Raw genomic sequence first — 360 nt, 5'->3', positions numbered from 1 at the left:
CTTTCCGGAACACCGCAAGGAGGTATTATCTCCCCGGTGCTGGCCAACATGACCTTGGACGGACTGGAAACGATGCTGGCTAAGAGGTTCTCTAACGCCAAATGGACAGGCAAAAAGCTGCAACTGGTACGGTATGCGGATGATTTCATCATCACGGGGTATTCTAAAGAGTGGCTCGAAAATGAAGTTCGTCCTGCCGTGGTTGAATTTCTGGCGCAGCGCGGTCTCGTGCTCTCTCAGGAAAAGACCAAAATCACGCACATAGGGAACGGGTTCGATTTTCTTGGCTGGAACGTACGTAAGTACAACGGCAAGCTACTGATCAAGCCGTCAAAGGCAAACATCAGCGCTCATCTTGAC

Annotated in this window: 1 protein-coding gene; it reads left to right on the top strand. The window is 50.8% G+C overall.

Annotation, left to right across the window (positions count from 1 at the left end; genetic code table 11):
* A partial coding sequence (locus VF675_RS13840; protein ID WP_440205404.1) for a reverse transcriptase domain-containing protein occupies positions 1-360 on the top strand: 360 nt, incomplete at both ends.

Origin of the sequence: Acinetobacter sp. Lyrl_1, assembly GCF_051948795.1 — a bacterium.
Lineage (GTDB): Bacteria > Pseudomonadota > Gammaproteobacteria > Pseudomonadales > Moraxellaceae > Acinetobacter > Acinetobacter towneri.
Note: the sequence above shows the minus strand (reverse complement) of the source record. Positions and strands in the feature narration are given on the sequence as shown.